Origin of the sequence: Mucilaginibacter roseus (genome assembly GCF_021215455.1) — a bacterium.
In the GTDB taxonomy this organism is placed as follows: domain Bacteria; phylum Bacteroidota; class Bacteroidia; order Sphingobacteriales; family Sphingobacteriaceae; genus Mucilaginibacter; species Mucilaginibacter roseus.
Genome location: NZ_JAJPWV010000001.1, coordinates 660,001 through 681,383, shown reverse-complemented (window position 1 = coordinate 681,383; position 21,383 = coordinate 660,001). Strand labels below are relative to the sequence as shown.

General features: G+C 42.6%; 18 protein-coding genes. 9 read left to right on the top strand and 9 right to left on the bottom strand.

Annotated features, from left to right (window positions below; translation table 11 throughout):
* Positions 1–7 precede the first annotated feature (7 nt).
* The gene (gene pyrE, locus LT679_RS02995; RefSeq protein ID WP_232175456.1) at positions 8–649 is read right to left on the bottom strand and encodes an orotate phosphoribosyltransferase; all 642 of its coding nucleotides are present in this window, start codon (positions 647–649) and stop codon (positions 8–10) included.
* Here pyrE and LT679_RS02990 point away from each other — a divergent pair.
* Positions 648–1,280 carry an NUDIX hydrolase gene (locus LT679_RS02990; RefSeq protein WP_232175455.1) on the top strand — a complete coding sequence of 211 codons (633 nt, stop codon included), beginning with the start codon at positions 648–650 and terminating at the stop codon, positions 1,278–1,280. The two genes, pyrE and LT679_RS02990, sit on opposite strands and share 2 nt — an antisense overlap.
* Here the strand turns inward: LT679_RS02990 and coaD are convergent.
* Positions 1,255–1,716: a pantetheine-phosphate adenylyltransferase gene (coaD, locus tag LT679_RS02985; RefSeq protein ID WP_232175454.1), complete on the bottom strand. Its 462-nt coding sequence runs from the start codon at positions 1,714–1,716 to the stop codon at positions 1,255–1,257. The two genes, LT679_RS02990 and coaD, sit on opposite strands and share 26 nt — an antisense overlap.
* Before the next feature lie 113 nt (positions 1,717–1,829).
* On the opposite strand from coaD, the gene gatB reads away from it, so the two are divergent.
* The 3 genes from gatB (at position 1,830) to LT679_RS02970 (ending at position 5,202) form a co-directional block, all read left to right on the top strand.
* Positions 1,830–3,299, top strand: coding sequence for an Asp-tRNA(Asn)/Glu-tRNA(Gln) amidotransferase subunit GatB (gene gatB / locus LT679_RS02980; RefSeq protein ID WP_232175453.1), 1,470 nt, complete (start codon positions 1,830–1,832; stop codon positions 3,297–3,299).
* Positions 3,296–4,417 carry a TlpA disulfide reductase family protein gene (locus LT679_RS02975; RefSeq protein ID WP_232175451.1) on the top strand — a complete coding sequence of 374 codons (1,122 nt, stop codon included), beginning with the start codon at positions 3,296–3,298 and terminating at the stop codon, positions 4,415–4,417. Before gatB ends, LT679_RS02975 begins: the two co-directional genes overlap by 4 nt.
* A 95-nt stretch (positions 4,418–4,512) precedes the next feature.
* Entirely contained in the window at positions 4,513–5,202 is a 690-nt protein-coding gene (locus LT679_RS02970; RefSeq protein WP_232175450.1) for a response regulator transcription factor, read from the top strand.
* 71 nt (positions 5,203–5,273) lie between these two features.
* Here the strand turns inward: LT679_RS02970 and LT679_RS02965 are convergent, their stop codons facing one another.
* Positions 5,274–8,000 carry a carboxypeptidase-like regulatory domain-containing protein gene (locus LT679_RS02965; protein WP_232175449.1) on the bottom strand — a complete coding sequence of 909 codons (2,727 nt, stop codon included), beginning with the start codon at positions 7,998–8,000 and terminating at the stop codon, positions 5,274–5,276.
* A 98-nt stretch (positions 8,001–8,098) separates the two neighbouring features.
* A complete protein-coding gene (locus LT679_RS02960; RefSeq protein ID WP_232175448.1) occupies positions 8,099–8,422 on the bottom strand; it encodes a hypothetical protein in 324 nt (107 codons plus the stop codon).
* Between the two features lie 158 nt (positions 8,423–8,580).
* Between LT679_RS02960 and LT679_RS02955 the strand changes: the two genes are divergently transcribed.
* The 4 genes from LT679_RS02955 (at position 8,581) to LT679_RS02940 (ending at position 13,714) form a co-directional block, all read left to right on the top strand.
* Complete coding sequence (locus tag LT679_RS02955; RefSeq protein ID WP_232175447.1) at positions 8,581–8,916, top strand: MerR family transcriptional regulator; 336 nt, start codon at positions 8,581–8,583, stop codon at positions 8,914–8,916.
* Between the two features lie 46 nt (positions 8,917–8,962).
* Positions 8,963–11,056 (top strand): ComEC/Rec2 family competence protein, encoded by a 2,094-nt coding sequence (locus tag LT679_RS02950; RefSeq protein ID WP_232175446.1) that lies wholly within the window; start codon positions 8,963–8,965, stop codon positions 11,054–11,056.
* A gap of 63 nt (positions 11,057–11,119) precedes the next feature.
* Positions 11,120–11,767: a DUF4412 domain-containing protein gene (locus LT679_RS02945; RefSeq protein WP_232175445.1), complete on the top strand. Its 648-nt coding sequence runs from the start codon at positions 11,120–11,122 to the stop codon at positions 11,765–11,767.
* Positions 11,768–11,845: 78 nt separating this feature from the next.
* The gene (locus tag LT679_RS02940) at positions 11,846–13,714 is read left to right on the top strand and encodes an LTA synthase family protein (RefSeq protein ID WP_232175444.1); all 1,869 of its coding nucleotides are present in this window, start codon (positions 11,846–11,848) and stop codon (positions 13,712–13,714) included.
* A 24-nt stretch (positions 13,715–13,738) separates the two neighbouring features.
* On the opposite strand, the gene LT679_RS02935 is transcribed toward LT679_RS02940, so the two are convergent.
* The 3 genes from LT679_RS02935 to LT679_RS02925 form a co-directional block, all read right to left on the bottom strand.
* Positions 13,739–14,350: a hypothetical protein gene (locus LT679_RS02935; RefSeq protein WP_232175443.1), complete on the bottom strand. Its 612-nt coding sequence runs from the start codon at positions 14,348–14,350 to the stop codon at positions 13,739–13,741.
* A gap of 100 nt (positions 14,351–14,450) precedes the next feature.
* On the bottom strand, positions 14,451–14,906 hold the full coding sequence (locus LT679_RS02930; RefSeq protein ID WP_232175442.1) for an NUDIX domain-containing protein: 456 nt from the start codon (positions 14,904–14,906) through the stop codon (positions 14,451–14,453).
* Positions 14,903–15,895, bottom strand: coding sequence for a cation diffusion facilitator family transporter (locus LT679_RS02925; RefSeq protein ID WP_232175440.1), 993 nt, complete (start codon positions 15,893–15,895; stop codon positions 14,903–14,905). Before LT679_RS02925 ends, LT679_RS02930 begins: the two co-directional genes overlap by 4 nt.
* Positions 15,896–15,968: 73 nt before the next feature.
* Between LT679_RS02925 and LT679_RS02920 the strand changes: the two genes are divergently transcribed.
* Complete coding sequence (locus LT679_RS02920) at positions 15,969–17,162, top strand: pyridoxal phosphate-dependent aminotransferase (RefSeq protein WP_232175438.1); 1,194 nt, start codon at positions 15,969–15,971, stop codon at positions 17,160–17,162.
* Between the two features lie 71 nt (positions 17,163–17,233).
* Here the strand turns inward: LT679_RS02920 and LT679_RS02915 are convergent, their stop codons facing one another.
* A complete protein-coding gene (locus tag LT679_RS02915) occupies positions 17,234–17,761 on the bottom strand; it encodes a hypothetical protein (protein ID WP_232175437.1) in 528 nt (175 codons plus the stop codon).
* Positions 17,762–18,133: 372 nt separating this feature from the next.
* Positions 18,134–21,313 (bottom strand): efflux RND transporter permease subunit, encoded by a 3,180-nt coding sequence (locus LT679_RS02910; RefSeq protein ID WP_232175436.1) that lies wholly within the window; start codon positions 21,311–21,313, stop codon positions 18,134–18,136.
* Between the last annotated feature and the right edge of the window lie 70 nt (positions 21,314–21,383).

The window sequence follows — 21,383 nt, the reverse complement described above, 5'->3', positions numbered from 1 at the left end:
ATTCTAATTATTGTCCCCAGGTATCAGGGCTGGTACGCCATTGTTTCAATACTTCAACGTCAGCCGGTAAAATGTACTGATGCTCTTCAGCATATTTGAGTAACGCGCTGTAATTTGACAGCGTAAAAAACGGGCAGCGGGCTTCTTTAAAATTCTCGGTGGCTACATCAAACCCGTAGCTGAATATAGCAGCCAAACCGGCTACATCGTATTCTGCCTCGCGCAAAGCTTCAACTGCCTGTAAACTACTTTTGCCTGTTGATATCAGGTCCTCAATAACTACTACCCTTTTACCGGTAAGTACATCACCCTCAATCAAATTCCCACGGCCATGCTCCTTAGCTTTTGCCCTTACATATACAAATGGCAAGCCTAACTCCTGCGCTACTAACGCGCCTTGCGGAATGCCTGCCGTTGCAACACCGGCTATACAACCAACAGCGCCAAATTCTTCCTGAATTAATGCTGAAAGTTTTTGCCGGATGTAGGTACGAATTGACGGATGTGACAATGTAATACGGTTATCACAATAAATTGGCGATCTCCAGCCCGACGCCCACGTAAAAGGATTGTTAGGTTGTAATTTAATTGCTTTAATTTGCAACAGGAATTCGGCTACCTGCTGTTCCGTCTCAGTATAATTAAACATGGCCCAAAAATACAGAATTTATATTAACGAAAAGGTTATTCTGATAACAGAAAAAGCCCCGGAGAATGTAGAGAACCATCAATTGATTGACGGTCAAACCTTTAATCTGAAAACAATCTATCCAAAGATTCTCAAATACAACATAGGCCAGTTTTATGTGGTGTGTGAGGATGCTAAGCAGTTTATCAGGGATGTTGAAAAAAGCATCACGCTGATAGAGGCCGCGGGCGGATTAGTGAAGAATGACGAGGGCAATTATCTTTTTATTTATCGTAATGATAAATGGGACTTACCTAAAGGCAAACTTGAAAAAGATGAGAGCCGTAAGGAAGGCGCTGTACGTGAGGTGGAAGAGGAATGCGGCATAACCGTGAGTAAATTGGGCGATAAAATCTGCAAAACCTACCATGTTTACACCATAAAACGCCAGGTGGTATTAAAGAAAACCCATTGGTACGCTATGAAACATAAGGGTAACGAAAAGCTGAAGCCTCAAAAAGAAGAAGGCATCACCGATGTTCGCTGGTTTAAAAAAAGCCAGGTGGATACCATTTTGCAAAACACCTTTCCATCTATTATTGATGTGCTGGTAAAAACGAAACTGATTAAAGAAAGGCCAGTGCTTCTTTAGGGATAAACTGGCTTACATCTCCCCCGTGGCGCAGTACATCGCGCACTATGGTTGAACTAATGGCCGAGTGACCGGGCTTGCTTACAATAAATATACTTTCAATATCGGGCGCCAGGGTATGGTTCATTTGCGCGATGGCCTTTTCGTATTCAAAGTCTGATACGGTGCGTATGCCCCTGATCATGTAGTTGGCATCAATACTGCGGCAAAAATCTACTGTAAGTCCCTCGTATGCAACTATATGTATCTTAGACTGATCAGCAAAAACAGCCCTTAACATTTCCTGCCTTTTCTCGATACTTAAAAAGCTCTGTTTGCTGCTGTTTACACCTATGCCGATGTAAACCTTATCAAACAAACCCACCGAGCGTTTAACAATATCAACGTGGGCTTTGGTTACAGGATCGAACGAACCGGGGAACAGGGCGATATTCATGGTAGTAAAGATGATAAAAAAATGCGAAACTGGTTATTGAAATTGCATTTAAGGCCAAGTATGATATTAACTTTATATATTTGGCTTTTTGCCACCGGTACACTAAATAATATATGACGAGTTTTACAGACGGCCTGAGCGATAAATACGAGCTGGTAGTAGGTTTAGAAGTTCACGCGCAGCTATCTACCCAAAGCAAAATGTTTTCCGCTGATTCTGCGGCCTTCGGCGCCGAGCCTAATCACCATATAAGTATGGTATCATTGGGTCATCCCGGTACACTGCCTTTTACCAACAAAACCGCGGTTGAATATGCCGTAAAAATGGGCCTGGCCTGCAATTGTGCCATTAATAAACATAACTCATTCGCACGTAAAAATTATTTTTACGCTGATCTGCCCAAAGGTTACCAGATCTCGCAGGATCAGGCGCCGGTATGCCTTGGCGGCCATGTGCAGGTAAAGCTCTCTAACGGATCAACAAAAAATATTGCCCTACACCATATACACATGGAAGAAGATGCCGGCAAAAGCTCACACGACGGCCACCATACCGACTCGTTGATCGACCTTAACCGTGCTGGCGTTCCACTATTAGAAATAGTTACCCAACCCGATCTTCGCAGCGCTGAAGAGGCCGGTCAGTTTTTGACCGAAGTACGTCGCCTGCTTCGCTATTTAAATATATGTGATGGCAATATGGAAGAAGGCAGCATGCGTTGTGATGCCAATATATCAGTACGATTGCATGGCCAAACCGAATATGGTAATCGTTGCGAAGTAAAGAACCTTAACTCTATACGTAACGTTCAACGTGCTATTGAACACGAATTTGCCCGCCAGGTACGCGTTATTGAGCAAGGTGGCCATATTGATCAAAATACTTTGAACTTTGATGCCGATACCGGCGAAACATCAGTACTGCGCAGCAAGGAAATGGCTAATGATTACCGCTATTTCCCTGAGCCTGACCTGCAACCGCTGGTTTTAACAGAGGATTATGTAGAACAGATACGCGCAAAGCTCCCTGCCCTTCCGCAACAGCTTTATAATAAATATATCCAATTAGGCCTGAGTGATTATGATGCCGGCGTGCTTACTGCCGACCATGATGTGGCCCTGTTTTTTGAACAACTGATACAAAAAACAACTAATTATAAAGCCGCGGCACACTGGCTGATGGGGCCGGTAAAATCATACCTTAATGAAAAAGGGCACTCAATTGGCACATTAGCGGTAACACCCGGGCATTTGGCCGGAATTATTGAACTGATAGAGCAAGGCAAAATAAATAACACTGTTGCCGCCCATAAACTGTTCCCTGCCCTGCTTGATCAACCTACCAAAACCGCCGCGCAACTGGCGCAGGAGCTTAACCTGCTGATTACTGCAGATGGTAATGAAGTAGATGAATTTATCCGCGAAGCGCTGGCAAAATTTCCGGATAAGGTAAAGGAATACCATAAAGGTAAAAAAGGTGTTTTGGGTTTATTTATGGGCGAGGTAATGAAACGCTCAAAGGGTAAGATAGACCCGCAGAAAACCAACCAATTATTAATAAAACAATTAGAAGCAAGTAAATGAAATTCCGTTTAGCAAAATATACCCTTTTAGCAGGCTCGCTTTTTATTTTTGCCTGCAACAGCAAGGATTCGTCATCATTCACTGTAACGGGCGAGTTGAAGAACCCCGTAGATGCCAAACAAGTGCAATTGCTGCAAATGGATAGCACCGAATTACGCCCGGTTGATTCGGCTACCATACAGGATGGGAAGTTTGAACTCAAAGGCGTTTCACCGTATGCCGCTTTCTATCGCTTAAAAATCGGCGAGAATGAGTATGACCTGATCGCTAAAAATGGCGAAGAAATAACTTTTAAGAGTGGTTCTACTAAAAGCGGATACGAGATAAAGGGTTCGGATGAATCAGAAAAACTTAAAGAGTTTCATCAAAAAACAAACGTTTTTTCGGAGCGTAATACTAAACTATCTGAAGAGTTCGAAGCGAAATCGCAGGCATTAGGTAAACAGTCTGATTCGTTACTGAATATTTACCGCCCTGAATTCCTGAAAAATCTGGCAGAATACAACAAAGCCGCAATGGCCTTCGCTAATGATAATAAAAGTTCATTGGCCGGTTTTTATGCCGCTACCTCTGTTGATCCGCGCACGTATGAGCAGCAACTGATAGCCTATGCCGAAGATATTAAGGATAAGTTTAAGGATAACCCCATCATTCAGCGATTTGTAACACAAATGATCGCCATAAAACCGGTATCAGTTGGGCAAAAAGCACAGGACTTTACCATACCCGGTATTGATGGCAAGAGCATCAGCCTGGCCGACTATAAAGGCAAATACCTGATGATAGATTTTTGGGCATCATGGTGTGTACCCTGCCGCCAGGAAAACCCGAATGTAGTTAAACAATACAATCTTTATAAATCAAAAGGGTTGAATATACTGGGCATATCGTTAGATGATGACAAAGCCAAGTGGCAGGCTGCTATAAAAGCTGATGGTTTAGCATGGGCGCACGCTTCAAATTTAAAAGGTTTTGAAGGCCCTGTTGAGCGCATGTACCAGATAACCGCTATTCCATCGAATTTTATTATTGATCCACAGGGCGTTATCGTAGCCAAAAATATCACCGGCCCGCAACTTAAAGAATTTTTAAAGAAAACTTTTAGCAAGCCTCAATAAATTGTTAAACCAAAGTAACGCTTAACAATTAATTAATATTACTTTAACTATTTACTATAATTAAGCGTATACTTTTATAGCAAAAATTTAACCTGATGAGCTACGCTACAAAACAGAAAATTCTTATTGTTGATGACGAACCGGATATATTAGAGCTGATAGAATACAACTTAAAGAAAGAAGGTTACCAGGTGTTTTTGGCACATAACGGCCAGGAGGCTGTTACTGAAGCTAAAAGAACCCTGCCTGACCTGATAGTACTTGATATAATGATGCCTAAGATGGATGGCATTGAGGCCTGCCGTATTATGCGCACCATGCCTGAATTTAAAAATACTTTTATGGTGTTTTTAACCGCCCGCAGCGAAGAGTACTCTGAAATTGCCGGCTTTAACGTAGGCGCTGATGATTATATAGCCAAACCTATTAAGCCACGCGCCCTGGTTAGCCGTATTAACGCTATTTTAAGGCGCAATGCACCTGCTGAGGAGGTGGTTGATAATAAACTCGAGATTGAAGATCTGGTTATTGACCGCGAGGCCTATTTAGTTTACAAAAGCGGCGAAAAGGTAGTGCTTGCTAAAAAAGAGTTTGAGCTGCTGTACCTGCTGGCATCAAAACCGGGTAAGGTTTACACCCGCGAGGTGATCCTTAAAAACATCTGGGAAGACTCGGTAATTGTTACTAACCGTACCATTGACGTGCATATACGTAAACTGCGCGAAAAATTGGGTGAAGATTATATCTCTACCGTAAAAGGCGTAGGCTATAAATTTGGCGCTTAATAATCAATATTCACATAAAGCAAAAGGCAGTCTAACTCAATAGACTGCCTTTTTGCTTTGATACCTTTGGGTTACTGAACTTTAAAGTGGTATATAGCACGCCCCAAATGGCCGTTATTATCAGTACCCTCAACTATAACCTTATAGGTGCCTGGACTGTCAGCAGTGTAAAACTCTACAAATGTTTTGCCGGTGGCTTTGTCGGTTTGCACACGTGGATTCCAATAAATTGTGCTGCGCAGGTCGGCACCAAAGGCTTTGTTCCCAGGAAGATATTTTGGTGAGTAAAAAGTTTTGGCTACGTCATACCCTTTAGGCGAAAGCTTAGCCACGCTCGGCTGTGGCAATAAATCCTGTAATTCCTGAACCGATATTTTTGTGCCCTGCGGCGCTTTTTTTGTGTATACGGATAGCACACCATTGGTTTGATACGTACGGTTTACCAAACCCAGATCGTCACGTAAAAACACTTCGATAGATTCAATATCCGAACCCCTAAGGCCTCTCAAATAATTAACATCAACCGGGCTGCCTTGTGCAAATATGGCCATAGGCACACGCTTGCCCTGGTTATAATCGCGGCTTACATAAAAAGCCTGCGCTTGTGCATCGTAAGTTACACCCGGAGCCATGCTTTGCAGGCAGCTTAATACATCCGGGCAACCCTTTAACTGCTCTCCGGTAACCACCCGGGCATCAATAGAGCTTAGGCCAGATAAGGCAGAAAACTGGGTGTGATCAGTCAACTTCGGCTTAGCTTTGGCCTTGATGACAACCTCTTGCAGTGTAGTAGAGTTGTTGATGAACTTCTTACTGTTTTGCAAATAGGCATTCATCACGGTGTCAATATTCAATACATCATCAGCATGTGATATGGCTTTGCCCGAGTTTGGAAAGGTTATCGGGTCAACCATTACCATCAGGTTTTTTGAGTTGTAATTATTTTTAGCACTTACAACTACTTGCGATGAATCTGTAAAGATCAGGTTAGAGAATTTGAATTTACCCTCGCCGTCGGTAACTGTACGTGTGGTATAAAATTTACTTGGTATTTGCAGGGTTATGGTTCCGCCCTTAACCGGCATACCGGTATTATTGCGGAGTGTGCCCGTTATATCAATACCCTGCTCCGGCAAGAAGAACACCTGTGGGAGCTTATTGCCGATTACCTCTCGATAAGTAAACCGGCGATACCCTTGCGTGAGCATCAAGATATCTAAATGTGCAACGGCATTTTTATTAGCCGGTAAAAAATAGTAGTTAGGCTCTTCAACATAGCCTTTAATATCTGATGTAAGTAGTAAACTGCTCAATATCGTAGTCTCGGTAGTTTCATTTGTTTTCACCTTGCCTTCATCAATTACCGCTAATGATAGATCACCAACAGCCGGCGACACATTATTTTTAGCAGACACATTTAGCCTAACCTTCGCACGGTTATTATACGATGGCTTATCACCCGCAACATTAAGCGTCAGCAAATCGCTAGCATGTTTTACAAAAACCAATCGTTCGCTAAGCGGCTGCCCATACGATGTCATCAGAGTTAATTGCACCACTCCCGTCGGGAATTTTGATGTAGGTATAAATGCCGAGTATGAGGTTTTGGTCAGCGTTGTTTGCGCGGCGTAGCACACTACGTTTCCGGCCTTGCCGATAATGTAAAAAACTTTATTCTGATTTTTCTTCAGGTAAGTTGAATCGGCGGAAATAACCACAAGCATTTTCCCTGTATCTACAGGATTAACGTTCAGATTTACGCCGCTGGTTTGTGGCCTGGGCAGGTCATAACTTTGGCGCGATCCATCAGCCAATGTAACATCAGCCTTATAGCTTTTGCCTGGTTGCGGTGTTAAATCAAATACACCCATACCGGCATGTTTAGCTTCGCAAACCGCTATTGACGTGCCCGTTTCATCTGTTATGTTGGCTTTGAAACCTATTCCGAGACCGTTAGGCTGTACTGCTTTTATGGCGATTTTTGTAGCAACACCTGCAAGCAAGTTACCACCTTCCGGAAAAAACTGCACATCAACCGGGCCGGCAACTGTACTTAATGGAATGGCGGTTGTTTGATCCTGACGATCAGCACCCTCATATGTAACATTCAAATAGGCGGTGCTTAAATCGGTATTTTTACTATTGGGGAAGATAACGTTTAGCTGCCCGTTCTTTTCAATTGTGCCCTTGCCCTTAGCCAGTTCGTTATCGCCTGAGGTAACCGTCCAACTTACCTTTTTATCGCCAAAAGCGGTACCGTTCTGGTCGCTGAAGTTTACGTTAGCCGCAATTTCAGGCACTTGGTTGTTTACACTTCTTTTAAGATTGGTTATCGCCACAACAGGTTTTATAGCATTGCCAACAGGAATGGTTTTACTGAAAAAGTATTCGCTATCAAAGTTGGCCATCCATTTGGTGTATGCCTTTATGTGATAATTATCCTGCCCAAAGCGTTCTTTGTTCAGCGCTAACATACCTGATGCGGTACCATCTTTAACAGGCAAGGTGAGCGATTCTACCAACGCATCCTTACCATTAAATATATCCACATAGATGATTTTGCTATATGGCGATGGCATGTTGAGCGTGTAGGTGAGATACCCTTTAAACCAAATGGTATCGCCCACGGCATAATAGGGCTTATCGAAATGCAGGTAAACCTTTTCTATTGGGTAGGCCTCTGATACCTTGCCGTACTTTTCGGCCAAATCCTTAAGGGGTACGCTATCGCGCTGGGCAAAAACGCTTGAAGAAAAAATCGTTAGATACAGTAAAAATAAAAATCGCCTCGCTATCATCAACTTTCGGAGTTTAATCAAAAGCTAATATAGAAAACCGAAGTTTAAAGAGATGACCTATTTTAAGGTTTTAACATATTTTCACAATACCATGAATATTACTTATTCCTTTTGCGCGCCTTCACAGGCTCAATATTATTGTGATTTACGGCGATAGCTTTAGCCGCTATCACCTGCTTTTGGGCTCGACCCTCAACGGTTTTTGCCTGAGGCGTAAGTTTAGTTGTTCTACGCTTTTTAACTGTTTTAGCGTGCGAACTTTTAGTAGCAGCCCGTTTCTTTCGCGTTGTGGCTTTATCGCCAAATTTATCATCCGTTACCAAATTACCTTGCGGACCGCCTAATATATCGGTAACCGCTTCTTTAACCTTTCCAAACAAGCTTTTTTCATCTTTAACCGGTCCTGATGATTTTGAACTCATATTACAATCCTTTCCGCATCTTCAATTAAATAATAACTCTAATACAATAATTTAACAACGCTTAACGTGTAATGTTCAGCTAAACGGCCATTGTAGCTGCATTAAATATTTATATACACACCAAACGTATTATATTTGAGGTGTTAATGTACCAGAGTATGCCTTACAAAGAACGCGAGATAAACAAGATGTATTACACTATGGGCGAAGTATCGGCCATGTTCGATGTCAATCAATCGTTATTGCGTTTTTACGAGAAAGAGTTTGACATACTGCAACCCAAAAAGAATAAAAAAGGTAACCGCTATTTTACCAACGAGGATATTGAGAACCTCAAGGTTATTTTCCATTTGATACGCGATAAGGGTTATACCATTAACGGCGCTAAAGAACACATGCGCAATAATATGGGCGAAAGTAAAGATCAGCAGCGTGTGCTTAACGCGCTGGAAAACCTGAAAAAGTTTTTGTTAGAGGTACGCGATCAATTGTAAATATCTTAATCCGCCTAAAGCTTAACCTTCACATCCTGACCATTACATGAAAGCAAGCCACAAGGATGCCTATCCATTTGTATTATTGCTTGCCCCATTTGCCGCCGGAATATTATTTGCGATCAAGCTACCTGTTATTCACGAACATATATGGCCAGCCTGGTTATGTTTCACCTGCGTTTCACTATTCATTTCACTGAATATTTTTTACAGGAGATTACGGGTATACAAACACGCCTGGTTAGGTAGCGCACTCGCCGCTGTTTTTTTATTTACCGCTGGAATAATGCTTACCGGTCACTCCATTGCAATCAACCGGGCTGACCACTTTTCAAAAATAAACGCCACCGCACTTGTGGTGAGGGTTATTACTGAGCCGATCCATAAAAATGCAAACATTCGGTTTACAGCCGTAGTATATCAAGCGGTTACAAATAAAGGCCAATCAAAGGTAGTAAGCGGAAACCTATCTATAATGCTAAGCGACAAAAGCCGGCAGGCGGTTAACTATGGCGATGTGCTGATAGTTCCGGCCAACTATAAAGATATATCGCCACCGCTCAATCCTGCGGAATTTAATTACCGCCAGTATATGTCGCATAAAAACATTTATCACCAGTTTTATCTTAGCCCCGGTGGTTATATTGTTGCACGTAAAAACACGGGTAATACACTGGTTGCCTATGCGCAAGGTCTCCGCAAACGCCTGGTTGATAAGTTCAACGCTAACATTCACGACAAACAGGCAGCAGCAATTGCCTCTACGTTAATATTGGGTTATAATGCGGAGTTGAGTAACGATGTTTTACAAACGTATTCCAGAACAGGGACCATCCATGTGCTATCAGTTTCAGGGGCACATGTTGGCCTGATCTATTTAGTATTGGCCTTAGTATTTGCACGCTTTAACTCGGGCACAAGAAGCCGCATTATCACCACGCTTGTGATTATTGCTTGTATATGGGGTTATGCATTACTAACTGGTTTCTCACCACCGGTATGCCGCGCGGGCATGATGCTGTCTTTCATATTGATTGGCCGCTGCTTTGCACGCCGTATTAATCAGTTAAACATCCTGGCGTTATCCGCTTTCATCAGCCTGCTGGTCGATCCATTGCTTATAACCGATGTAGGCTTCCAACTTTCATACATCGCCGTAGCCGGACTCATTGTAATTCAACCGCTGATCTATCAAAAGTTTAGTTTTAAAAATAAGCTTGCAGATAAGCTCTGGCTGGTTTCCTCCGCTTCCATCGCCGCGCAACTGGTAACCCTGCCACTTAGTGTATGGTACTTTCACCAGGTGCCGCTATACTTTTTGATAAGTAATTTAATTATACTAATACCTTCAGCGGTTATCATGTATGCAGGGATTCTTTATCTGCTAATGCCCCAAACCTGGCTGGTAACCAAGTATCTCGGGTTTATACTGGAAAAGATGATCATATGGATAAATAGAACGCTTTCAACCATCGAGCACGCCCCTTTTTCGGTGATCGATAAAATTTGGCTTACTCCCGTACAGTTCGCACTTGCGGTAATGGTTGCAACGTGCCTGGTGTACTGCCTGTATAAATTTAATAGGGTTACGCTTATTGTATCCGTTAGTATAGTTACAATCTTCGCTGCAACTTTCATTTGGCAATCAACACGGTTACATAAAAGCAGCGAACTTGTATTTTTTAGTCTGCGAAGTAATACCGCTATAGCTGCCCGGAGCGGCAAAAGAGTTACGTTGATAACCGATCTGGAGCAAAACAGCAAGGCCTTTCAATACTCTATCAAGCCATACCTTGATAGTTGCGGGGTTGAGTCGCTCAACTTAAAATCGCCGAACGAGAGCCATAGTACAAACCATATTACTCCTAACAAAAGATCATTGGATGTATTAGGGTACCGTATATTGTTGCTTGATAATTATCAGCCAAATATTGACGTCGATACTTACAACTTCATCTACATAACTAATAAAATCCGACTAATAGACGTCAACAGCCTTACAGCGAACAAGGCAATGTGGATTTTGAGGCCTGACAGATTTGCGGATCAGGATTCAGTCAATAACCTGTTGAACAATAATGATATAAAATATATGATAAACGGCAGTAACAAAGCATTGCAGATGCCGTCTAAACAATAAATAAGTAACTTGATTGCATAATTGGTAATTTAACCATAACTTGTACTAACTAAAAACGACCCAATGAACATTAAATTTTTAAGATCAGCGCTGTTTCTTGCTTTGTCAGCGTCTGCCTTAGGCGCCAGCGCTCAAAAAAACTACACCGAAGGTTTTGCTACCTATACTATCCAAACACCAGGAGGTGCAGTTGATACCAAGAGTTACTTTAAAGGCGACAGCAGCCTTACCTCAATGCAGCAAGGCCCGGCTGATATAAAGATCATCACTGCAAAAAACGGTGATTACCTGGCCGTATTAGTTGATGTACCTGTAGCCAGCATTAAAAAAGCAGCTATTGCTACCCCTGCCGAAATTGAGGAAGGCAAAGCTCAGGAGCCGAAATTCACCTTTACTCCGGGTACCGAAACTAAAGTTATCAGCGGCTTTAATTGCAAAAAAGTAATGGTTAAAGATTCAAAAAGCGGCAGCAGCTACGAAGCTTGGGTAACCAATGATATTAAAATCCCGGCTACATCATTCAGCCATACGTTTAAGGAAATTGGTGGAGTACCGGTACAATTTACCGCGTTGCAACAAGGCCAGGCTGTTAACGTAACTTTAAAAAGCGTAACCGACCAAAAGGTAGCCGCGGGCTTTTTTGGTATTCCAAAGGATTTTGAAAAGATCACCCTTACCGATTTGAAATCATTAGGCGGCGGCGGAAACTAATTTCCGCCCCGTCATTGTTGTATAACATTTAATTAAAGGCTTCTTAACATTCAGGCAAATAATTATTTTTGTCGCCTCATGTTAAGGAGCCTAATTAGTTTTATTCGGTTTATTTTATTCTGGCTTGTATTCTCGGTGATTACCCGGGCTACGTTCGAGCTTTATTTTATCAATAAACTCCAAAAGGCTTCATTAGGCGAAATATTCCAAACCTTCTTTTACGGCATACGTATCGATGCGTCCGCTGCAGGTTATATTGCTGCCTTGCCCTTGCTGGTATTTTTTATAGGCTGGTTCTTTCCCAAACTCAATATTAAAGGTATCTGGTTACGGGTATACGTATACTTCTGTATCTTCATTATTTCATTCGTTACTATACTCAATCTCAATATATTCAGGGAGTGGGGCTCAAAAATCAATTTCAGGGTATTTGATACGCTCTACCACTCTCCATCAGAAGCGATCGCTTCTACCGGCTCCTCACCTATTGGTTTGAGCCTGGCAATCGGTGTCTTTTTAATGGCCGCCGGTATTTTGCTCTCTAACTATATTATCGATTATAACTTTAAAAAGCCCGAACTTAAATGGTATGTTAAACCATTCGCCATTTTGTTGTTGGCTGGCTTAAACATATTGATTATTCGTGGCGGGTTACAATTATCACCCATGAACCAGAGTATGGCTTATTTTAGCGATAAGCAAATACTCAATCAATGCGCGCTTAATACAGAATGGAACCTGCTGCATAACACGGTTGAAAACTTCAAGACTCCGTATAACCCCTACATATATATGTCGGCACAAAATGCCGAGAGTTTAGTTGACAGCATGTATGCTGTTAAAAAAGATACGACTATAAGCATCCTGAATACCACTAAGCCCAACGTAGTTATGATTCAGATCGAGGGCTTCACCGCGGATCTGATCGAGTCGTTAGGTGGTGAAAAGGGCGACGCACCTAATTTTGAAGATTTTATTAAGCATGGCGTTCTGTTTGATAGTATTTACTCCACCAGTGATAGAACCGACAAGGGTATTATCGGCATACTAAGCGCTTTTCCGTCGCAAGCTATCCGTACCGTGATTGTGGATAACGTAAAACAGGAAAAGCTTCCGTCATTAACTAATGTGTTTAATGCCCAACATTACACAACCTCATACATGTACGGTGGCGAAAGTGAATTCATGAACTTTAAAGCTTACATGCTTAGCCACAAAACTGATGAGGTGATCGACAAAAAGAACTTCGACGCCAGGGATATGAACTCCAAATGGGGTGCGCATGATGATGTAGTGGTTAAAAGGCATGTAAAATATTTAAATAAGGTTGAACAGCCGTTTTTCAGTTATTTGCAAACGTTAAGTAATCACGAACCTTTTGATTTACCGGTACCTGCACATTTTCCGGGGGATGATCTGAGCAATAAATTCAGGAGCACGGCTTATTATACGGATGCAAGCCTTAAAGAATATTTTGACCTTGCTAAAAAAGAAAGTTGGTATAAAAATACGCTATTTATTTTGGTGGCCGATCATGGCCACCGGCTGCCCCTCAATACCGCCGACCCTTTTGAACCACAGAAATATCACATTCCCTTATTGTTTTTTGGCGATGCTATCAAGCCGGAATATCAGGGTACACGCATACACAAACTTGGCGGCCAAACGGATATTGCCGCTACCCTGCTGGCTCAGCTTAATATCCCGAATACACAATTTAAATGGTCAAAAAACCTGTTAAACCCATACAGCAAGGATTTCGCATTTTTTGATTGGGATAATGGCTTCGGCTTTATGGTACCGGGGCAGGTGGTATCTTATGACCATGCGGGGCAACGCATCATCTATGTAGGTGATCCTAATAAATCAAAAAAACAAACCGACGATTTATTAAGATATGGAAAAGCCTTTATGCAACAGGTATTTGCTGAATACATGAAGCTATAAAGGCTTTATATTAAAATATCCTAATTAAGCGGCTATTTCTGCGGAGAGCGCGTTTACCCATCCGGCAAACAGTCGGCTTTCAATTTCGACAGCCTTGTCAGCGTAAGTTTGCCAATCCGGCGAAAACTGATGCAGTTGATTAATCATTTCTTCCAGGTGTCCTTCTTCTTCCAGTATAATTGATTTTACGTTAACCTTGCTGCCTGCATTGTCAAGCGCCTGCTGGTATATCGGGTAAAGTTCGTCAGCACGTACTTCGATAGCATATGTAACCAACAGGTAGGCGGCAAAACGTAATTCAGCACCCGAGAGGTTTAAATGCTTTTTAAGAAAGCGGCTTACTTCCACATCCAACAAATTCAAATAATATTTACTGCTCAACGGCGCTACCAGGTACTCGTCTGCATACGTTGGGCATTGCCCCTCTCCTGTCTTTTCAATCTGCTTTTTCAGATAAAAAGCGTGGCGGTGTTCTTCAGCAGCGTGTTTTAGTATGATATATGTTACGGTAACCGGATCCTCGCTTGCCGATATTTTACGTGCGCCGGTGTTTTCCATCAGCGACAGCGTGTTCAGCCATTTAGCGTGCAGTTTATTATCGGCAACAATTTTAGGTAGTAATGTACTTAGTTCCATATGTTGATATTACAGGTCGAATGTTAAATCCGCGGTAAATATACCAGTGCAAAGGTTTGTATATGCAATTTAGCGGTAAAATGTGTAATGATGCCGCTGGTTACTGTCCGGCGTATTGCTCACGTAAAAGCTCAACTACTTTTTTATCCGTCGGGAAAGTCACATCCTCCGCTTTAAGTTGACTGATATCCGCCCATCGGAACGATTGCAGAATATCCGCCTTACCATCGCCATCAAAATCAAATGCCCGGGTTTTTATCACAAGATTCATAGGTGCGCTGTTTTTAACCAAATAATAAACACTCATGATCTGGCTATCGTTGAATGCCGACTTAACAAAGAAATCCGTCGTGTAAAAATGACTGATCACATCGATTTCCATTGCGCATTCTTCCATAAACTCCCGCTTCAGGCCGTCGATCAAACCTTCGCCATACTCCAACCCACCACCTGGGAATTTAATGAATTCCATACCGTACTCACGCTCATCGCTTAACAAAACCTGGTTAGCATCATTAATCAGCAAACCGTAAACTCGTACGTTAATGTATGTCATTCAAAATGTTTTTTATTTCGCATTACCTTGTCCAGGGTCCATTCTATATCAATACGCTTAGCTTCTGATCGTATAGGGCAATTGGGCATGCTGCAATAGTGGCAACACTCGGGCAGGCATGGATCTGAATGGATGAAGAGTTCTGTTTTTACGCCGGCTTCTTTGTTGATCATTTTATCAACCAACGATACTTCCTCGTGCACCTTGTTTAAATCAAAGTAGTTGGGTAAGGTTAAATGGCAATCAATGTGCAGCTCGCTGCCATACTTTTGCGCGCGCAGGTTATGAATGTCTATCCACTCTTCTTTACGCTTCTCATTCAAAACCTCAAGTATGTTGGTAACCACACCAAAATCGGTCTCGTCCATTAGCCCTGCTACCGACCGGCGAACCAGCTTGTAGCCCGAAAAAATAATATACAATGCCGCAATGGCGGAGAGTGCGCTATCTAACCATAAAATACCGGTAAAGTAAATGATAAGCAAACCAATTACCAGGGCTCCACTGGTAACCGTATCGGTAAGCAAATGCTTACCATCGGCCTCAAGCGTTATGGAACACAATGCTTTGCCTTTATTAATCAGATAATACCCTAAACCACCGTTAATTAAACCGGTAACCGCTATGATAATAGTGCCAATCAGCAGATCACGAACGGGCTCAGGGTTCAATAAACCGTAAACAGATTTAACGGCGATAATTCCACCGGCAATAACAATCAATCCACCCTCAAGGAACACCGAGAAATATTCTACCTTACCGTGGCCATAAGGATGATTTTCATCACGCGGTAAAGCCGAAAGATAGATACTGAAGAAAGCAAACGAGCTGGCCACCACGTTTACTATACTTTCGGCGGCATCTGTTAATATAAAATTTGATGAGGTGATAAAATAAGCACTGAACTTGGCCAGCATCAGCACTACGCCGGTTATTAATGAAATCAGGATTATCCTTTTTTGCTCGCCCAAAATAAATTCTGTTAGCATGCAAATTTAATGAATAACAAGCGTAATCAGCAGTAAACTTATTTTCTATATTTGCCGCGTTAACACAAACAATATGACGACATTAAGTAACAGGATACAGAACCTGTCAGAATCAGCAACCATTAAAATGGCCAAACTGGGCCGTGAATTAGCTGCCAAAGGTGTTGATGTGATCAACCTGAGCTTTGGCGAGCCTGACTTTCATACACCTGAATATATAAAGGACGCCGCCAAGAAGGCGATGGACGACAATTTTACTTATTATACGCCCGTATCAGGCTATCCTGACCTGCGCAAAGCCATTGCCGCCAAATTAAAGAACGAGAATGGTTTGGATTATGACATGAGCCAGATCGTAGTATCAACCGGCGCAAAGCAGGCTATAGCTAATGCGGTACTGTGCCTGGTTAACCCCGGCGAAGAGGTGATTATCCCTACTCCTTACTGGGTATCTTACTCAGAGGTGGTAAAACTGGCCGAAGGTAAAAGCGTATTTATTGAATCATCTGCCGAAAACAACTTTAAAATTACCGCCGAGCAGTTAGAAGCCGTTATTACGCCAAACAGTAAGCTTTTCATGTTCTCGTCGCCATGCAACCCTACCGGTAGCGTATACAGCAAAGAAGAATTAGCCTCATTAGTTAAAGTATTTGAGAAACACCCGCACGTTTATATTTTATCAGACGAGATTTATGAGCACATTAACTTTGTTGGTGGACATGAGTCTATCGCGCAATTTGATAGCATTAAAGACCGCGTGGTAATTATTAACGGTTTCTCAAAATCTTACGCGATGACTGGCTGGCGTATTGGCTACACAGCATCGAATAAAGAATTGGCTGCCGCATGCGATAAAATACAAGGACAAATTACTTCAGGTACCTGTTCAATTACCCAGCGTGCAGGCACCGCCGCTTACGAAGGTGGTTTGGAGAGTGTACACCAAATGCGCGATGAGTTCCAAAAACGCCGTGATATTGTTTACAATTTGCTTAAAGAAATTGATGGTGTTAAAGTAAATTTACCTGAAGGCGCATTCTATTTCTTCCCCGATGTAACATCATTTTTCGGTAAAAGCTTTAACGGTAAAACTATTAATGACGCCGATGAACTTAGCATATATATTTTAGAGGAAGCACACGTATCAACTGTAGGTGGTGATTCTTTTGGTGATAAAAAATCAATCCGCATGTCGTACGCAGCAGCTGAGGATAAACTGATTGAAGCGATGCGCCGTATTAAAGAAGCGCTTGGCAAACTGCAATAAACCTTGCAATCATAGAACAAAAAAAACCGCTCATTTGAGCGGTTTTTTTTGTTCTAATAGTAGTGTACGGATTACAAACCGAAGCCGTAAGCTACGCGCAGACCTACTGCACCATAGTTATTGCTTTGACCTGAGAAGTTCTCATACTTCACACCGAAATCCCAATGTTTATCAGCCCAACCTAATGCTGGAGATAGAATCAATTTGGTATTTCCATTGTCGCGTGTTTCAAAACCAGCACCAGCTTCTGCTCCGAAATAAAGATTATCGGTAAAGAATGATTTGATACCTACTTTAACCGGTACAATACCCAAATCTGATCCGCCCAAATCGGAAATTTCCTTTTTAGCAAAAAAGTTATAGTAACCTGATGTTAAAGTAAGCGCTAAATTATCTGATACACCATACTGTAATCTTGCTGTACCACCTAATTGAAAGTTGCTTCCATCTTTTACATCGCCTGTTGGAATACCACCTTCAATACCGAAGCCTAAACGCCAAGCGCTTTTTTCGTTAGTTTGAGCTTTAACGTCTGATGATCCTAAAAATAATGCTACGGCAGTAATCGCAGCAGCTATCAGTTTTGTTGACTTTTTCATTGTTGTGATGTTTTGTAAATAAATTTTAGATTTCACAACACAACTCATCCAATTTTGTTGCCAAATATGCCAAACTAATAGATTAACTACTTACATGACGCTGCTTTTACAATTGTAACTATACTGATAATAAAACATATCGCATTTATATATGCAATTTTTTACGACGCCGGTAACGGCCCGAAATCAACGTTATAAACATTTGTTATAAAGTATTAATTATTATACAACATGTATGTTTAACCTGACAATTTCATATAATTTTCATGAAAATACACCTTCTGCATCTTATTATATGATATTATTCATGTATTAATAAAAGCTTACGATACAAAAAAGCCGGGCTTACAACCCGGCTTTCTAATACGATAATTAAACCTCACCGTGATCTGGATCGGGTTTGTAATTGGCCTCCAGCTCGGCAAGTTTCTTTTTACCGTAAGCCATCTTGGTAATTACGTAGAACAATACCGGTACTATAAATATTGCTAAAGCCGTTGCCGAAAGCATACCGCCAAATACCGTATAACCAATGGTTTTACGTGATACAGCACCTGCACCCGAGGCGAAGAGTAATGGCAATATACCTAATATAAACGCCAGCGATGTCATCACAATCGGGCGTAAACGCAGCCTCACCGCTTCAAGTGTTGCTTTTTCAAGTTCCATGCCCCTGTCTACACGCTCCTTGGCAAACTCCACAATAAGGATAGCATTTTTTGCAGCCAAACCAATTAGGGTGATCAAACCTATCTGCGCATACACATTGTTGGTCAGATCAGGCTTAAAACAAAGGAACAATATCGCACCGAAAGCGCCGAGTGGTACGGCAAGCAGTACCGAGAACGGTACCGACCAACTTTCGTACAATGCCGCCAAAAACAGGAATACGAAACCTATCGAAAGAATAAATATGTACACCGTTTTCGATCCTGACAATATCTCCTCACGGCTTAAGCCGGAGAATTCGTAGCCGTAACCCTGCGGCAGGGTTTGCGCGGCCACTTCCTGCAAAGCCTTAATAGCATCGCCACTACTGTATCCCGGCTTTGTACTACCGTTTATCTCAGCAGAACGGAACAGGTTGTAGTGCGATATAAGGGGAGCGTTTTCAATCACCTTATACGATGTTAGCGTACTCAGCGGTACCATCTGGCCGGAGCGATTGCGTACGAAGTACTGGCCTATGTTAGTAATGCTCGTACGGTAGTTGGTATCAGCCTGCGCCAAAACGCGGAAGTTACGGCCGTATATGGTAAAATCGTTTATATATGTACTACCCATGTAGGTTTGTAGCGCGTTGTTAATATCGCTGATCTGCACGCCCAGTTTTTTGGCTTTTTCACGGTCGATAGTTAACTGGTAAGCCGGAGTACGTGCGGTAAAGAACGAGAATGCCCGGGCAATTTCAGGCCGCTGGTTAACTGCACCAACAAAAGCTTGCAATGTTTTCTCGAAGTTTTTAATATCTCCACCAGCTTCGCGCTCTTGTAAAATAAAAGAGAAACCGCCTGTATTACCTAAACCTGGGATAGCCGGTGGTGATATTACAACCACACTTGCTTCTTTAAACTTTGCAGACAGCTTTTGCTGTAACATACCAACCAAAGCTTCCAACTGGTCTTCCTTTTTCTCGCGCTCTTCCCAGGGTTTGAGCTGAACGAAGATGGTGGCACTGTTTGATTTGGTTGCAAAGTTAATGGCGTTCAATCCACCCAGGGCGGCATAGTGCTTAATTGCAGGTACGCTATCAAGCGTTTTCATCATGCCTTTTAAAACGTCAACCGTACGCTCGGTAGCTGAGCCTTCCGGCAAATCATAAGTTACAAATATACGCCCTTCATCTTCCAGCGGAATAAACCCTGATGGCTTGCTACGGAACAGGAACACCGTACCTATAATAATAGCCAATAACACCACCATTACAAACCTGGAATGCTTGATACCTTTATCAACGGCATTTCTATACCGCCCGGTAACACGCTCAAACCAGGAGTTGAACTTGTAGAAAAATTTATCTAAACCGCCCGACTTCTCGTCAATTTTATGCGGACGAAGGATTAAAGTACATAACGCGGGCGTAAGGGATAAGGCTACGAAAGCTGAGATCAGTACCGATATAGCGATGGTAATTGCAAACTGCTGATACAGTCGCCCAACTATACCCGGTATAAAGCCTACCGGCACGAACACCGCCGCCAGGATAAGCGCTATCGCGATTACCGGGGCCGATATATCTCGCATGGCGTGCACAGTTGCGTCCTTCGGCGACATGCCTTCCTCGTCCATATAATGCTGCACGGCCTCGACTACCACAATGGCGTCATCCACCACAATACCAATAGCCAGCACGAAGCCAAACAAGGTAAGTGTGTTGATAGTAAAACCTAACGGTATGAAAAAGATAAATGTACCCACGATGGATACCGGGATAGCCAACACCGGTATAAGCGTTGTTCGCCAGCTTTGCAGGAAAAGGAATACCACTATAATTACCAGCGCAAGCGCAATAACCAACGTTTCAATTACCTCGTCAAGCGATACCTTTACCACGGTAACCGATTCAAACGGGATCACGTAGTCAATATCATTAGGGAAAGTTTTTTTCAACTGCTCCATTGTAGCGGTAACATTATCCGCTGTTTCAATAGCGTTACTGCCCGGCGCCTGGTAAATCAGCAGATATGATGCACGCTTATTATCAACAAACGAATTACCGGCATAGTTAAACTTACCCAGTTGTATACGTGCTACATCTTTTAAATGCACTACGGCGCCCGTTTCGGGTTGTGTTTTTACAACGATGTTTTCAAACTCCTCCGGTTTAACTAAACGGCCTTTTACCAGTACGGTGTACTCAAATGTTTGTCCCTTCATTTGCGGAGTGGCTCCTACGGTACCTGCAGCTACCTGCGCGTTTTGCTCCTGTAAGGCAGCGGTAACATCAGCGGCTGTCATGCCCAGGGCTGCAAGCTTATCAGGCTTAAGCCATATACGCATACTAAAATCATCGGCACGTGTAAACACGTCACCCACGCCTTTGGTACGCAATAACGCATCTTTAATAAATACGTTGGCGTAGTTATCGGTAAAGGTTACATCGTGCGTAGCCTTTGGCGAAAACAGTGCTACCAGCATCAGGATACTCGGGTTACGTTTACGTACCACCAGGCCTAAACGCTGCACTTCCTGAGGTAAGGTTGGCAGGGCTATACCCACGCGGTTCTGTACATCGAGCGCTGCTATATTAATGTCGGTACCTACTTCAAAGTTAACCGTCATGCTCATTTGGCCGTTACTGGTGCTGTTACTTTGCAGATAGGTCATGCCCGGTGTACCGTTCACCTGCACCTCAACCGGAGTAGCAACGGTTTGCTCCACCGTGAGTGCGTCGGCGCCCGTATAGTTACCGGTAACCTGCACGGTAGGCGGCGTAATTTCGGGGTACTGCGCAATAGGCAAATTGGCTATCGCCAGCGAGCCTACCACCAGTATTACTAATGATATTACAATGGCCGTTACCGGTCGTCGTATAAAGGTTTCTGCTATCATTCTTTTTTTTAAAGTTTCGTTGATGGGGTTAAAACCCACATCGTCTTTTTTTCATTAGGTTGATATACGC